Annotated in this window: 9 protein-coding genes; 6 read left to right on the forward strand and 3 right to left on the reverse strand. The window is 65.0% G+C overall.

Annotation, left to right across the window (positions count from 1 at the left end):
• Nucleotides 1-190 precede the first annotated feature (190 nt).
• Nucleotides 191-1,582: a xylulokinase gene (gene xylB, locus AC1X6S_RS08345; protein WP_483405290.1), complete on the reverse strand. Its 1,392-nt coding sequence runs from the start codon at nt 1,580-1,582 to the stop codon at nt 191-193.
• Between the two features lie 161 nt (nt 1,583-1,743).
• A complete protein-coding gene (gene xylA, locus AC1X6S_RS08350) occupies nt 1,744-2,934 on the reverse strand; it encodes a xylose isomerase (RefSeq protein ID WP_483405291.1) in 1,191 nt (396 codons plus the stop codon).
• A gap of 367 nt (nt 2,935-3,301) precedes the next feature.
• Here xylA and chvE point away from each other — a divergent pair, with 367 nt between their 5' ends.
• From chvE to AC1X6S_RS08370, 4 genes are all read left to right on the forward strand, one after another.
• Nucleotides 3,302-4,426 (forward strand): multiple monosaccharide ABC transporter substrate-binding protein, encoded by a 1,125-nt coding sequence (gene chvE, locus AC1X6S_RS08355; protein WP_483405292.1) that lies wholly within the window; start codon nt 3,302-3,304, stop codon nt 4,424-4,426.
• Nucleotides 4,427-4,570: 144 nt separating this feature from the next.
• Nucleotides 4,571-6,103, forward strand: a complete 1,533-nt coding sequence (mmsA, locus tag AC1X6S_RS08360) for a multiple monosaccharide ABC transporter ATP-binding protein (RefSeq protein WP_483405293.1) — start codon at nt 4,571-4,573, stop codon at nt 6,101-6,103.
• A gap of 6 nt (nt 6,104-6,109) precedes the next feature.
• Entirely contained in the window at nt 6,110-7,327 is a 1,218-nt protein-coding gene (mmsB, locus tag AC1X6S_RS08365; RefSeq protein ID WP_483405294.1) for a multiple monosaccharide ABC transporter permease, read from the forward strand.
• Between the two features lie 48 nt (nt 7,328-7,375).
• Nucleotides 7,376-8,599 carry an ROK family protein gene (locus tag AC1X6S_RS08370; protein WP_483405295.1) on the forward strand — a complete coding sequence of 408 codons (1,224 nt, stop codon included), beginning with the start codon at nt 7,376-7,378 and terminating at the stop codon, nt 8,597-8,599.
• 294 nt (nt 8,600-8,893) lie between these two features.
• Here the strand turns inward: AC1X6S_RS08370 and AC1X6S_RS08375 are convergent, their stop codons facing one another.
• Nucleotides 8,894-9,850, reverse strand: a complete 957-nt coding sequence (locus tag AC1X6S_RS08375; RefSeq protein WP_483405296.1) for an acetylxylan esterase — start codon at nt 9,848-9,850, stop codon at nt 8,894-8,896.
• A 218-nt stretch (nt 9,851-10,068) separates the two neighbouring features.
• Here AC1X6S_RS08375 and AC1X6S_RS08380 point away from each other — a divergent pair, with 218 nt between their 5' ends.
• Both AC1X6S_RS08380 and AC1X6S_RS08385 read left to right on the forward strand, forming a co-directional pair.
• Nucleotides 10,069-11,082 carry a LacI family DNA-binding transcriptional regulator gene (locus AC1X6S_RS08380; RefSeq protein WP_483405297.1) on the forward strand — a complete coding sequence of 338 codons (1,014 nt, stop codon included), beginning with the start codon at nt 10,069-10,071 and terminating at the stop codon, nt 11,080-11,082.
• Between the two features lie 154 nt (nt 11,083-11,236).
• Entirely contained in the window at nt 11,237-12,487 is a 1,251-nt protein-coding gene (locus AC1X6S_RS08385; protein WP_483405888.1) for an ABC transporter substrate-binding protein, read from the forward strand.
• Nucleotides 12,488-12,508: the final 21 nt, after the last annotated feature.

Genomic DNA, 12,508 nt, shown 5'->3' on the forward strand with positions numbered 1-12,508 from the left:
ACGGCATCCGTTCGGTGGTCGCAAACGCACGGAGGGATCGCACCCTCCGTGCTTTTGCGTCAGATGAAGAGCGCCTGCCCGACGTGGCCGCCGTTCCAGTTGCGCGATTACAGGGAATAGCGCCCTCTTTCGACGTAATCGCGCAACTGGAAGGGAAGCGTGCGCGCGGAAGCGTGCCCGCCGACCGCGCTCAGTGCGCGCGGTACTGCTCGCGGATCACCGGGCGGAAGTCGACCGGCGGCTCGGCCGTGATCGACAGCGGCCAGTCCGGACGCTCGCCGGTCAGCGCCCATGCGGCCTGTGCCGCAGCGCCCGCCGCGACGTACTCACCCGGCCGGGGGATGACGACGGGAACGTCGAAGACCTGCGCGGCGATCTGCTGAACGGCCGGGTTCTGAGCGGCCCCACCGACGATGAGGATGCGCTCCGCGACGACGCCCTGCGCCCGCACAGCGTCGAGCCCGTCGGCGAGTCCGCACAGCAGGCCCTCGATCGCCGCACGCGCCAGGTTGGGGCGCGTGGTCGACCCGAGGGTCATGCCGAACAGGGTCGCGGTGGCGTCGGGACGGTTGGGCGTGCGCTCGCCCTCGAAGTACGGCTGAAGCACGAGACCGTTCGCACCGGGCTCAGCCGACAGGGCGAGTTCGCCCAGCTCATCGTGGCTCACGCCGAGCAGGCCCGCGATCGCGTCGAGGATGCGCGCGGCATTGAGAGTCGCGATCAGCGGCAGGAACAGTCCGGAGGCGTCCGCGAATCCGGCGACGGTGCCCGTGGCATCCGTTGCCGGCGTTTCGGTGACGGCGAAGACGGTACCGCTCGTGCCGATCGAGACGACGACGTCGCCGGATGCCGCGCCAAGCCCGAGTGCGGCGCCTGCGTTGTCACCGGCGCCTGGTCCGACGAGGGTGCCGTTTGTCATCAGCCCGGCTTGTTCGCCAGGCCCGAGAACCCGCGGCAGGATCGCGGAGTGGCCGAGTGCGCGTTCGAAGAAGTCGAGTTCGTATTCGCCGGTGACCGCCGACCAGTATGCGGTTCCTGAGGCGTCGGATCGATCGGTCGTCAGCTCCTCGAGCACCGGGCCGAGCTCGGACTCGTCGACAGGACCGAACCCGCGGAGACGCCAGGTCAGCCAGTCATGGGGGAGTGCGACGGCGGCGACGCGGGCCGCATTCTCCGGTTCGGCGTCTCGCAGCCAACGCAGCTTGGTCGCCGTGAACGACGCGACGGGGACGACGCCGATTCGCGATGCATACACGTCGGCGCCCACCTCGGCGATGAGGTCCCGCGCGGCGGCGGCGCTGCGGGTGTCGTTCCAGAGCAGTGCGTCGCGGATGACCCGGCCGTCCTCATCGAGGACCACCATGCCGTGCTGCTGCCCGCCGACCGAAATCGCCGCGACATCGTCGAGTCCACCTGCCTCGACGATCGCCGTGTTTAGCGCGTCCCACCACGCCGATGGCGCCACCTCTGTCCCTGACGGATGCGGTGCGCGGCCGGAGCGCACGATCTCGCCGGTATCGGCATCCGTGATCACAATCTTGCAGCTCTGGGTCGAGGAGTCGACGCCGGCGACGAGGGTCATGGGGGTGCCTTTCGGTGGGAGCTATGCCGTGTAAAGAGCGCGGACCCCGACGCCTGGTGCTCGCCAATGCGTCGGAGTCCGCCACTCGGTCGTGAGGGGGATCGGATGCCGCGGCCCGGTACGAAACGTACAGTGCCGCGGCATCCGCGCCCCGCGGTTTTTTATCGTGCGTTCAGCAGGTGCTCGAGTGCGAGCTGCTGCAGGCGAACGAAGCCGAAGCCCTTGCCGTTGAAGTACTCGTCGGCGTTGAAGTCCTCGAATGCACTGCGGTCTGCGAGCAGGTCGTCGTAGCTCTCGCCCGGGTTCAGCGTGGTGTCGCTGAGCTCGGTCACGCGAGAAGCAGCGAGTGCTTCCTGGACCTCGGGGTCGGCGCGGAACGCCGCGGCCCGCTCCTTGAGCAGGAGGTAGGTGCGCATGTTGGCCGCTGCTGAGTCCCAGACGCCGGTCTCATCCTCGGTGCGGCTCGGCTTGTAGTCGAAGTGGCGGGGGCCGTCGTAGGCCGGTCCGCCGTTCGGGCCACCGTTTTCGAGGAGGTCGACGAGCGAGAAGGCGTTCTGCAGGTCGCCGTGACCGAAGACGAGGTCCTGGTCGTACTTGATGCCCCGCTGGCCGTTGAGGTCGATGTGGTACAGCTTGCCGGCATCCAGCGCCTGCGCGATCCCGGCGGTGAAGTTGAGGCCGGCCATCTGCTCGTGCCCAACCTCGGGGTTCACGCCGACGAGTTCGGGGCGCTCGAGGGTGTTGATGAACGCGATGGCGTGACCGAGGGTCGGCAGCAGGATGTCGCCGCGCGGCTCGTTCGGCTTCGGCTCGATGGCGAAACGGATGTCGTAACCCTTGTCGGTGACGTAGTCGCCGAGCAGGTTGACGGCCTCGCGGTACCGCTCGAGAGCGCCGCGGATGTCCTTCGCTGCGTCGTACTCAGCGCCCTCGCGGCCGCCCCACATGACGAAGGTCTTTGCACCGAGCTCAGCAGCGAGGTCGATGTTGCGCAGCACCTTGCGGAGGGCGAACCTGCGCACGTTGCGGTCGTTCGAGGTGAAGCCGCCGTCCTTGAAGACGGGGGCTGAGAAGAGGTTGGTGGTGACCATCGGCACGATGAGGCCGGTGTCTGCGAGGGCCTTCTTGAGGCGGTCGATCTGCGTCTGGCGCTCAGCGTCGGTCGAACCGAATGCGAACAGGTCGTCGTCGTGGAACGTCAGGCCGTATGCGCCGAGTTCGGAGAGCTTCTCAACGGCGTGCACGACGTCGAGCGGCGCGCGGGTCGGTCCGCCAAAGGGGTCGGCGCCGTTGTAGCCGACGGTCCAGAGGCCGAAGGAGAATTTGTCGTCGCGGGTGGGGGTGAGGCTCATGTGGTGCTCCCATTCAGCATCGTTGATGATTTGTTGGATGTAGAAACATATTACACAACGGATGCCGTTTGGCCAGCCGGTCGACGGCATCCGGGTGAAAAGTTTCAGCCCAAAACATATTCCACATTCGGCACATGGTCGACCCCCTGCGTGCGGATCCGAACGCTCGCCGGGGCCGCCATGGCCGGTCGAGAATTTCTCAGAAAACGCTGGACGGGCTGCCGGGACTGGGTTATGTTCTCTCCGTCAACAAAGGTCGTGGGCCGTCGCAGCATCATGCAGCGGCGCAGGCACGACGAGGTAACTGCCGCCCGTTTTGCCCGGCGCGCTGGCAGAACCGGAAGCATTCAGAGAGGAAAGCAACCACATGTCCATGACCCGTAAAATTCTCGCGGTCGCGGCAACAGGCGCGGTAGTCCTGTCGCTCGCAGCATGTTCAAACGACACCGGCGGCGGCGGGGGCGGAGGCGCTGCCGACGGTGGCGGCGACTGCAACGTGGGTATCTCGATGCCCACCCGCAGCCTCGAACGCTGGATCAATGATGGTGAGCAGTTGCAGGAGGCGCTCGAAGAAGCCGACTGCACCGTCGACCTGCAATACGCAGACAACAAAACAGACCAGCAGATCAGCCAGATCCAGAATCAGATCGCCAGTGGCGCCAAGATCCTCGTGATCGCCGCCATCGACGGCGAGGTGCTCGCGCCGGTGCTCGAAGAGGCCAAGGGGCAGGATGCCACGATCATCGCGTACGACCGGCTGATCAACGGCACCGAGAACGTCGACTACTACGCGACCTTCGACAACTACCAGGTCGGCCAGCTCCAGGGCCAGTTCATCGAAGAGCAGCTCGACCTCGCCAGTGGCGCAGGTCCCTTCAACCTCGAACCGTTCGCCGGCAGCCCTGACGACAACAACGCGAAGTTCTTCTTCTCCGGCGCGTGGGACGTGCTGCTGCCATACGTGGAGAGCGGACAGCTCGTTGTTCCGTCGGGCAACGCTCCGGCCTCGAACGAGGAGTGGGCGTCGATCGGTATCCAGGGCTGGCTGTCTGACCGGGCGCAGTCCGAGATGGACAACCGCCTGTCGTCGTTCTACTCCGGTGACGAGAAGGTCGACGTTGTCCTGTCCCCGAACGACAGCCTCGCGATCGGCATCATCGCCTCGCTGCGGTCGGCGGGATACGTGCCAGGTGAGGACTACCCGCTCATCACCGGTCAGGACGCCGATAAAGCCAACGTCAAGGCCATCCTCGACGGAGAACAGTCGATGACCGTGTGGAAGGACACTCGCACGCTCGGTGACCGCGTCTTCACCATGGTCGAACAGATCATCGCGGGCGACGAGGTCGAGGTCAACGATGAGGAGACCTACGACAACGGCGAGAAGGTCGTTCCCTCGTTCCTGCTTGAGCCAGAGGTCGTCGTCGAGGAGGACGTGCAGTCCAAGCTCGTCGACTCCGGCTTCGTGAAGGCGGAGGACGTCGGGCTCTGACCCGCACCGCGAGCGCGACCGGCTCCGCCATCCCGGTGGGGCCGGTCGCACCGGCGTGAAGACCAGGCCCCGACGGGGCATCCGCACTGTGCAGTGAATCCGGATGCCGGGGGCGCGGCAGTGAGAAAGGAACGGAGGGCGGCTATGGCGGGCACGACCATTCTCAAGATGAACGACATCGTCAAGGACTTCAACGGGGTCAAAGCGCTCGACGGGGTGTCCATCGACGTCCGCCGCGGCGAGGTCCACGGTATCTGTGGCGAGAACGGGGCGGGAAAGTCGACGCTCATGAAGGTGCTGTCCGGCGTCTATCCGGCCGGCAGTTTCGACGGCGACATCGAGTTCGAGGGCAGGAAAGTCGCCTACCGATCGATCAATGACAGCGAACACGACGGCATCGTCATCATTCACCAGGAACTGGCGCTCAGCCCATACCTGTCGATCGCGGAGAACATCTTCCTCGGCAACGAGAACCAGAAGCGGGGCGTGATCGACTGGAACAAGACCAACCGGGAAGCCGCGCTGCTGCTCGCCCGCGTCGGACTGAGTGATAATCCGGCAACGAAGATCCTCGAGCTCGGAGTCGGGAAGCAGCAACTCGTCGAGATCGCCAAGGCGCTGTCCAAGCGGGTTAAGCTGCTCATCCTGGATGAGCCAACCGCCGCTCTCAACGACGAAGACAGCGCCCACCTGCTCGGCCTGATCGAGCAGCTCCGCGGCCAGGGCATCACGTGCATCATCATCTCCCACAAGCTCAAGGAGATTAAGCGCGTCGCCGACACGGTGACGGTCCTGCGCGACGGCAAGACGATCGAGACCATTGACATGGCGGGGCCGGATGCCACCGAGGCACGAATCATCCGCTCGATGGTGGGTCGAGATCTCAGCAGCCTGTTCCCGCCGCGCGAGCCGCGGATCGGGGAGGAGGTGCTGAGGGTCGAGAACTGGACGGTGCACCACCCGGTGGACACCAGCAGGAAGGTCGTCGACGGTGCCTCGTTCACCGTCCGCGCCGGCGAGATCGTCGGTTTCGCCGGCCTGATGGGTGCTGGCCGCACCGAACTCGCGATGAGCCTGTTCGGCCGGTCATACGGCACCAACATCTCCGGGACCGTCTTCAAGAACGGGAAAGAGATCCAGCTGCGCACGGTCGACGAAGCGATCTCCCAGGGCTTCGCCTATGCGACCGAGGACCGCAAGCGGTACGGCCTCAACCTGATCGGTGACATCGCGGTGAACGTGTCCGCTGCCGCCCTGGGCAAGCTCGCCAGGTTCGGCGTGATCGACCGCAACCGCGAATACAAGGTCGCGGACTCGTACCGGCAGAAGATGAACATCAAGGCGCCGAGTGTGTCGTCGATCACCGGCAAGTTGTCGGGAGGAAACCAGCAGAAGGTCGTGCTGTCGAAGTGGATCTTCACCGGCCCGGACGTCCTCATCCTCGACGAACCGACGCGCGGAATCGACGTCGGCGCCAAATACGAGATCTACGGCATCATCAACGAGCTCGCCGCCCAGGGTAAGGCCGTCGTCGTGATCTCGTCGGAGCTGCCGGAGCTACTCGGCCTCGCCGACCGGATCTACGCCATCTCCGAAGGCAAGCTTACGGGAGAGGTGGCCCGCGAGGACGCGTCCCAGGAGCAACTCATGCACTACATGACCGCGGGAAAGGACTGAGTCCCGATGAGCACGACAACAACGACCACACCAACCGAGCCGGCCGCACCGCCCAGGCGTCGCGTCCCCAAGCTCTCGATCAACCTGCGCCAGTACGGCATTCTGGCCGCCCTCGCGATCATCGTCATCCTGTTCCAGATCCTGACCGACGGGCGACTTCTGCTGCCGGGAAACGTCAACAACCTGATCCAGCAGAACGCCTACGTTCTCATCCTGGCGATCGGCATGGTCATCGTGATCATCGCTGGACACATCGACCTCTCCGTCGGTTCGGTGGTCGCCATGGTCGGCGCCGTCGCCGCAATCAGTATGAATACGTGGGGACTGCCGTGGTGGCTGTCCGTCATCCTCGCGATCGGAGTGGGTGCCGCCGTCGGGGCGTGGCAGGGGTTCTGGGTGGCCTTCGTCGGAATCCCGGCGTTCATCGTCACCCTTGCCGGGATGCTCATCTTCCGCGGACTCACCCTCGTCCTCCTCACCGGTGGCACGATCTCGGGCCTTCCACGGGAGTACCTCGCGATCGGTGGTGGATGGCTGCCGGGATTCCTCGGCGAGATCGGCGGACGCGACGTGCTCACGCTGGCCCTCGGCATCCTGACCGCTGCTGCCCTGATCATCCAGCAACTTCGCAGTCGTGCCGTGCTCAAAAAACTCGACCTGCCGCGTGAGCCGATCGCGTCGATGTGGATCAAGACCGGAATCGCCGCCGTCGCCATTCTCTGGTTCGCCTGGCTGCTGTCCGGTTACAGCGGAACGCCGATCATCCTCATTATTCTGGCCGTGCTGATTCTGCTCTACACCTTCGTGCTCAACCGCACAGTGTTCGGCCGCCACGTGTACGCGATGGGTGGCAACCTGTTCGCCGCGGTCATGAGTGGGGTGAAGACCAAGTGGGTCAACTTCTTCATCTTCGTCAACATGGGTGTGCTTGCCGGACTCGCGGGCGTCGTGTCAACGGCGCGCGCGGGCGGCGCAGTGGCATCCGCCGGTGGAAACTACGAACTCGACGCGATCGCAGCGGTGTTCATCGGTGGCGCTGCGGTTCAGGGCGGCGTTGGTACTGTTGTCGGGGCTGTCATCGGCGGCCTTGTCATGGGTGTGCTCAACATGGGGTTGTCGATCCTCTCCGTTGACGCCGCATGGCAGCAGACCATCAAGGGGCTTGTGCTCCTGCTCGCCGTCGCGTTCGACATCTTCAACAAGCGACGCTCCGGCGGCAACTGACGCTGCGCGGCGCCGCGCAGCGAGAATACCGAGGGGTGGTGACGAGTGGTGAGCATCGCGCCATCCACCCTCGGTATCCGCGGCGGCACGAGCAACGACCAGCTCCGGCGCTACAACCTCTCGATGGTCATGACGATGCTTCACCACGCCGGCGGCTGCTCCCGCGCCGAGCTGACGAGGCGCACCGGGCTCAATCGGTCGACGATCGCTGCCCTCGTCGCAGAACTCAGCGACCTCGGCATGGTTTTCGAGGGTGAACCGGAGAGCGCCATCGGCCGGGTCGGCCGGCCGAGCCTGCAGGTGTTCCCCAACCCCGGAATTGCGGCCATCGCGGTCACTCCCGAGATCGACGCGGTCACCGTCGGGCTCGTCGGGCTTGGCGGCGAAGTGATCCGTCGCATCCGCTTCGATACGACGCGGATTGCGAGCGTGCACGAGACGGTCAACGCCGTTCGCGCCATCGTCGACGGAATGCGCGGCGAGATCGACAGAAACTACCGCATCGCCGGAGTCGGGGTCGCCGTGCCCGGCCTCGTGAACGTGACCGACGGCCGGGTCCTCGTCGCGCCGCACCTGGGCTGGCGCGACGCTGCAGTCGCCACGGCGCTGCAGAAGGCACTGGGCTATCCGGTTCACGCCGGCAACGATGCAAGCCTCGGCGCGATCGCCGAGAGTCTCTTCGGCGTCGCCCAGAACATCGACGATCTCGTGTACCTCAACGGAAGCGCGTCGGGCATCGGCGGCGGACTCATCATCGGCGGGGCACCGCTCCGCGGCACGAGCGGTTACGCCGGTGAGCTCGGGCACACACTCGTCAACAGCGTCGGGTCGCGTTGCCACTGCGGCCGTATCGGATGCCTCGAGACCGAGGTCAGCATGTCCCGCCTTCTTGCGGTGCTCGGCTTGCCGCGCGCCGACGTGGACGAGCTCGACATTGCCCTCGGGGTCTCCCGCGACCCCGCTGTCCTCGTCGAGGTGCAGCGGCAGCTCGACCTCCTGTCGGAGGCGATCTCGAACTTCGTGAACATGTTCGATCCCGAGATGGTGATCCTCGGCGGCTTTCTCGGTTCGCTGCTCTCCGTCGGTCGGGAACGACTCGTGGATGCCGTCAGCATCCGTTCGATGTCGAGCGTCGGGCACACCGTGCAGATCGAGCGCGCCAGCCTCGGCTCACGGCTGCTCCTGGTCGGTGCCGCAGAACTCGCGTTCGCTGGCCTGCTCGACGATCCCGCCGGGTTCGTGCGCGGCAGCGCTGGCGCTCACCGCGGCTGACACTCGCCCGGCGGGGGTGCTGCGGCGAAAACATCAGTTCCGGTCCAGCGCATCAGGTGCGCGGGATGGTTTGGACCGGAAGTGATGCTCTCGCGTCGACGGCCCGGCTCGGCAGCGCCGGCTCGGGCGTGAGCCAGCCTGTGCGCCGTCCGGGTTGCCCGTGCCGCAGCATCCGGCACCGCTTGCGGGTGCTGCGACGAAAACATCAGTTCCGGTCCAGCGCATCAGGTGCGCGGGATGGTTTCGACCGGAAGTGATGCTCTCGCGTCGACAGCCCGGCTCAGCAGCGCCGACTCAGGCGTTGCCGACGATTCCGCGGAAGAACTCGAGCGCGCGCTGCTCATCGATGATGCCGCCGCCCTCGTGCCCGTTGTACTGCCACAGCGACATCGACCGCTCGCCGCCGTACACGTTGTACGCGCCGTGGACCGTCGACGGCGGGCAGGTGGCGTCCATCAGGGCCGCCGAGAACAGGGCGGGTGCCGTCGCTCGCTTCGCGAAGTTGACGCCGTCGAAGTAGCGGAGCACCTCTGCGACAGCCTCGACCTTCGACCGGTGCACCGCCAGATAGTCGCGGATCTCCTTGTACGGGTAGGCATCGGTCATCACCGTCGCGCGGGGAAAGTCGCAGAGGAACGGCACGCACGGGGCAACGGCCGCGAGTCCCTGCACGAGACCGGCGACCGCGAGTGCGATGCCACCGCCCTGGCTGCCGCCAAAGACGGAGACGCGCGACGGGTCGACCTCGGTCAGCTCGCGCACCGTCTCGACGGCGCGGACGGCATCCGTGAACAGCCGCCGGTAGTAATACGTTTCGCGGCTGTCGATTCCGCGCGTCATCACACCGGGGATCTGCGGGCCGGTGCCGTCGGGGTCGGGTGTGTCGCCGAGCGACCAGCCGCTGCCCTGTCCGCGGGTGTCCATCTGGAAGTGGACAAAGCCCGATGAGGCGAAGAGCAGGTTCTCGAGGTAGTGGCCGCGGCCGCCGCCGTAGCCGACGAACTGCACGATCGCGGGCAGCGGACCCGTCGCACCCTTCGGCATCCGCAGCCATGCCCTGACCGGCTGGCCGTTCCACCCGGAGAAGGTCACGTCGAAGACATCGATCGTGGTCAAGCCGGATTCCACCGGTTCAATGCGAACAGCGGATGCCGCGGCACGCGAGGTCGTCAGCGTTGCGTCCCAGAACTCATCGAAGTCGTCAGGGTCGACCTGGCTGCTGCGGTAATCGGGGAGTTCGGACGCGGGCATGTCGACGTACATCGTTGGACCTCTCGAGTGGGGCTGGAAGCGGATCAAGACTAGCGAGTCGCCCGAACAGCAGGGGAGGAACAGGGGCGTTCGAAGCCGATTTGTGGGCAAACGCCACATATCTCTTGCGTGAGTTGAATCGCTGATTTAGGCTAAGCGTCGAAGTAGTCGAAACGTTTCGCCTTCTTGTGTATGTCCCTCAGACAACGGAGTCCGCTATGGCCACCATCCACGACGTCGCTCGTGTCGCCGGTGTGTCGATTTCGACCGTCTCCTATGCGCTGAGTGGCAAGCGATCGATTGCGGATTCCACCCGTCGACGTATCGACGATGCGGTCCGTCAGCTGGACTACCTGCCTCACGCCGGTGCTCGGATGCTCAAGGGCTCGCGCACCAACATCCTGGCGGTGAGCGCCCCCCTCCACGCGGGGACCTACGCGCCGGCGCACATGACGTTCGTGCTCTCGGTGGCGACGGCCGCGCGGGAGCACGACTACGACGTGCTTCTGCTCACCCAGGACGAGGCCGTGAGCGGCATCACCCGCGTCGCCCAGAGCTCTCTCGTTGACGGCATCATCCTCCTGGACGTGTCGAACGAAGACCCGCGCACCGACCTGGTGCGTTCGCTGGGACTGCCAGCGACGGTTATTGGCGTGCCAGCTGACACTCATGGCCTCACCTGCGTTGACCTGGACTTCGAGCGTGCGGCTGAAATGAGCGTCGAGCGTCTCGTCGAACTGGGCCATACCGACATCGGTCTGCTCGGCCAGGCGCCTCTCGTCTACAAGCGCGGGTCGAACTTTCCTCCGCGGTTCCGAAGCTCGTTCGCTCGGGCGGGCGAACGGCTCGGCGCGCACGTCACGTTTGCCCCCACCGAGGAAGATTCCGCGAGTGTCGCCGCTGCCTTCGACCGGATCAGCGCCGCTCTTCCACGGATGACCGCCCTCGTCATGCACTGCAACGAACCTGTGCAGTCGATGGTGCTTGAGATTCTGCGGCAGCGGGGCATCCGTGTTCCCGCGGACCTGTCGATTATTTCAGCGTGCTCGACCTTCGACACGGACCACCTCAACCCGCCCCTCGACGTCATCCCACTGCCTGCCGACAAATCGTGCACCCGCGCGATCGCCCTCACCATGGCGCAGCTCGCTGGCGATGTGGATCCCCACGTGGAGCTCATCGAGCCGACCTATGTCGAACTCGGCTCAACGTCACCCCGAAGATCCCCTTAGGCCCACACGAAAGGACCGTTCGAGCAACGTCTATCGAAACGTTTCGACAGTTTCTACCCTGCACCAGAATCCCGCGGGCCGAGCCCGCTCTACAAGGAGGTAGTACCCCGTGAAAATCGACAAGAAATATCTGAGTGGCATCGCAGCCCTCGGGATGAGTGCGCTGCTGCTCAGCGGTTGTTCCGCAGGCGCCACAGAAGAGGATTCAAACACCCTGAAGCTCTGGCACTTCGAGAGCGACACCAGCGCGATGGGCATCGCGTGGGAAGAAGCGATCAAAGTCTTTGAAGAGGAGACCGGCGCCACCGTCGAGTTCGAAGCGAAGAGCTTCGAGCAGATTCGTTCGACCGCTAGCCAGGTGCTCAATTCCGACGAGGCACCCGACGTGCTCGAGTACAACAAGGGAAACGCCACGGCCGGTCTACTGTCAAGCCAGGGGCTGCTCTCTCCGCTCGATGACGCGGTTGAGGAGTTCGGCTGGGACGACATGCTCGCCCCTTCGCTCCAGACCACAGCACGCTACGACGAAGACGGCATCATGGGCTCCGGCTCGTGGTACGGGGTTCCGAACTATGGCGAATTCGTCGAGGTGTATTACAACAAGGACATGTTCGCAGCGAACGGCCTCGAGGTGCCCACAACGGTCGCCGAACTCGAAACCGTCATGCAGTCCTTTGTCGACAAGGGCGTCACACCCCTCGCCGAGGCCGCTGCGGAGTACCCACTCGGTCAGCTCTGGTACCAGCTTGCTCTGACCAAGGCCGATCGGTCGTGGATCGACGACTACCAGCTCTACACGGGTGAGGTCGACTGGCAGGGCGAAGAAATTTCGTACGCAACCGAGACGATCGCTGACTGGACCGAATCCGGATATATCTCGAAGGATTCGACCGGGCTCAAGGCCGAGGACGCCGGTACGGCATTCATCAACGGCACCCACCCGATCTTCGTCTCCGGCAGCTGGTGGCACAGCAGATTCACCGCGGAGGCCGATGGCTTTGAGTGGGGAACATTCCTCTTCCCCGAGGCTGACTTCTCCCCGGGCTCCGCAGGCAACATGTGGTCTGTTCCGGAGAACGCAAAGAACAAGGAGCTCGCGTACGAGTTCATCGACATCACCATGCGCCCGGAAATCCAGGCGCTCATCGGTAACAACGGTGGTATCCCTGTCGCCGCCGACACGGCTGACATCACCGACCCGAAGAGCCAGGAGCTCATCGGCCACTTCAACACGCTGACCGAGCAAGACGGCATCGCCTACTACCCTGACTGGCCCACCGCGACGTTCTACGACGAACTCAACGCCGGCCTGCAGGAACTGGTCAACGGATCGAAGTCGCCGAAGGACGTTCAGACCGAACTCGGTGAGAACTACCAGTCCGGTGTGGACGACATCATCGGCTAACAGCAACACCCTCCGGCAGGG

Source organism: Mycetocola sp. Y442, assembly GCF_056898615.1.

Bases quoted from the DNA above. Each gene is read 5' to 3' on its own strand.
- chvE (WP_483405292.1), top strand. From the start codon at position 3,302: ATGTCCATGACCCGTAAAATTCTCGCGGTCGCGGCAACAGGCGCGGTA.
- AC1X6S_RS08375 (WP_483405296.1), bottom strand. From the start codon at position 9,850: ATGCCCGCGTCCGAACTCCCCGATTACCGCAGCAGCCAGGTCGACCCT.
- AC1X6S_RS08380 (WP_483405297.1), top strand. From the start codon at position 10,069: ATGGCCACCATCCACGACGTCGCTCGTGTCGCCGGTGTGTCGATTTCG.
- mmsA (WP_483405293.1), top strand. From the start codon at position 4,571: ATGGCGGGCACGACCATTCTCAAGATGAACGACATCGTCAAGGACTTC.
- xylA (WP_483405291.1), bottom strand. From the start codon at position 2,934: ATGAGCCTCACCCCCACCCGCGACGACAAATTCTCCTTCGGCCTCTGG.
- xylB (WP_483405290.1), bottom strand. From the start codon at position 1,582: ATGACCCTCGTCGCCGGCGTCGACTCCTCGACCCAGAGCTGCAAGATT.
- AC1X6S_RS08385 (WP_483405888.1), top strand. From the start codon at position 11,237: ATGAGTGCGCTGCTGCTCAGCGGTTGTTCCGCAGGCGCCACAGAAGAG.
- mmsB (WP_483405294.1), top strand. From the start codon at position 6,110: ATGAGCACGACAACAACGACCACACCAACCGAGCCGGCCGCACCGCCC.